General features: G+C 46.1%; 2 protein-coding genes. One reads left to right on the plus strand and one right to left on the minus strand.

The genetic code is table 11. The features are described 5' to 3' along the window. A partial coding sequence (locus tag LD39_RS13415) for a LysR family transcriptional regulator (RefSeq protein WP_035547771.1) occupies positions 1–159 on the minus strand: 159 nt, incomplete at its 3' end. A 215-nt stretch (positions 160–374) separates the two neighbouring features. Between LD39_RS13415 and LD39_RS13420 the strand changes: the two genes are divergently transcribed. Continuing rightward, entirely contained in the window at positions 375–2,552 is a 2,178-nt protein-coding gene (locus LD39_RS13420) for a malate synthase G (RefSeq protein WP_035547775.1), read from the plus strand. Positions 2,553–2,586: the final 34 nt, after the last annotated feature.

Below are 2,586 nucleotides of genomic sequence, written 5' to 3' on the forward strand. Positions count from 1 at the left end.
CTGCTTGGAGCGGTAGAATAACGGGACCCCTAATTCAGTCTCCAGCTGTTTCACGACTTTACTAAGAGACGGCTGGGAAACGTGTAAAGACGCAGCTGCTTTCGTAAAACTTAATTGTTTGGCCACTTCAGCAAAATATTCTAAATGACGTATATCCAAAAAGATTCCCCTCCTCCTTTTTCTATCACACAGCTACCTGACAAGGGTGAAATCAGTTATAACAGAATGGAATAATACAAATTCCAAATATATATTTTCGATATGGTAATTTTTATTATATGATAAATAACGACGAAGAGATAGAATTTTATGACAATTCATGTAAGCGTTTTTACCGTTTATAACTTTGATATCCATTAAAGGAGGAATTTCCTGTGAAAGACTACGTAAAAGTTGGTAATCTTCAAGTAGCTCCAGTACTTCACGAGTTCATAAACAAAGAAGCGATTCCGGAAAGCGGTGTTTCAAGTGATGATTTCTGGTCAGGCTTAGAAGCGATCGTCCATAATCTGGCGCCTGAAAATAAAGCGCTACTGCAAAAGCGTGAGGAGATTCAAAATAAAATTCACGAGTGGCATAAACAAAACAGCACCATTGATCCTGATACGTACAAATCCTTTTTGAAAGAATTGAATTATATTGAATCAGATGTGGAAGACTTCAAAGTTTCCACAGAGAATATTGATGACGAAATAGCGGTTCAAGCCGGACCTCAGCTCGTCGTACCTGTTAACAATGCACGTTATGCGATCAATGCAGCAAATGCGCGCTGGGGCAGTTTGTATGATGCTCTGTACGGAACGGACGCGATCAGTGAAGAGGGCGGGGCAGAAATTAAAGGAGACTATAACCCTGTGCGAGGCGACAAAGTCATCGCTTATTCGAAAGAATTCCTTGATGAAACGGCGCCGTTAGATAATGGTTCCCATAAGGACGTGAAGGCTTATCAAGTCATTGACGGCAAGCTTTCTGTGAAGCTCGCTCACGAAGAGACGACAGGATTGAAAAATGTTTCCCAACTAGCTGGCTTTGTCGGACAGCCGGATGCTCCTAAAGGGGTGCTGTTGAGGAACCACGGACTTCATCTGGAAATCCAAATCGACCACAATCATCCGATCGGTCAGACCGATCAAGCGGGAGTCAAAGACATCCTTGTAGAGTCAGCTGTTACGACAATCATGGACTTCGAAGACTCTGTAACGGCGGTCGACGCAGACGATAAAGTAGAAGTCTATCGTAATTACCTCGGTCTTTTGAAAGGTGATCTCTCTGTTACCTTCAATAAAGGCGGCAAGGAGATGAAACGAGAGCTCAACCCTGATCGCACGTACACAACTCCGGACGGTGGAGAATTAACGTTGTCTGGACGCTCCCTTATGTTCGCCCGTAACGTCGGACATTTGATGACGACACATGCCGTCCTTGATAAAAACGGAGAAGAGATTCCTGAAGGGATTATGGATACCGTCATCACAGGGTTACTTGCCAAGCATGATGTGCTGAACAATGGCCGCTATCAAAATTCCGCTAAAGGTTCGGTTTATATCGTAAAACCGAAGATGCACGGATCCGAGGAAGTGGCGTTTGCCAACGATTTGTTCAACCGGACGGAGGGTTTGATGGGCTATAAGCGCAATACGCTTAAAATCGGGGTCATGGACGAAGAACGCCGGACCACGCTGAATTTGAAAGCATGTATCAAGGAAGTGAAAGAGCGGATCGCGTTTATCAATACAGGCTTCCTGGATCGTACCGGCGACGAGATCCACACATCGATGGAAGCTGGACCTGTCATTCGCAAAAACGATATGAAGGGCTCTGCCTGGTTGAACGGGTATGAAAAGTCGAACGTCCGCGTTGGTCTTGCGAGCGGTTTCCGCGGAAAAGCGCAGATCGGTAAGGGGATGTGGGCGATGCCTGATTTGATGGCTGAAATGCTGGCAACGAAAGATGGCCAGTTGAAAGCAGGTGCGAATACCGCCTGGGTGCCTTCACCGACGGCCGCCACGCTGCATGCGCTCCACTATCACCAAATCGACGTAGGTAAAGTGCAGAAGGAGATGTCCAAGGATCAGGGCGATCTGCAGAATGACATTTTGCAAATACCTGTTGTTAATAATCAAAACTGGAGTCCTGAAGAGATCCAGGAAGAGCTGGATAACAATGCGCAAGGAATTCTTGGCTATGTCGTTCGCTGGGTGGAACATGGAATCGGCTGTTCCAAGGTGCCCAACATCAATAATATCGATTTGATGGAAGACCGTGCCACCCTCCGTATTTCAAGTCAGCACATGGCCAACTGGCTTCACCACGGAATTGTGAGTGAAGAGCAGGTACTTGAAACATTGAAGCGTATGGCCAAGGTGGTAGACGAACAAAACGCGGATGATCCGGAGTACCAGCCAATGGCTGCGGATTATGCCACATCTGTAGGTTTTCAGGCAGCCTGCGACTTGGTATTAAAAGGATATGACCAGCCAAGCGGCTATACAGAACCGATTCTGCACCGTCGCCGCAGGGAAGCGAAATCAAAAATATACGCAAATAAATAATCATCAACCAACAACAAGAGCCATTAACCAGCAC

The sequence above is a fragment of the Halobacillus sp. BBL2006 genome (assembly GCF_000786645.1).
GTDB lineage: Bacteria > Bacillota > Bacilli > Bacillales > Halobacillaceae > Halobacillus.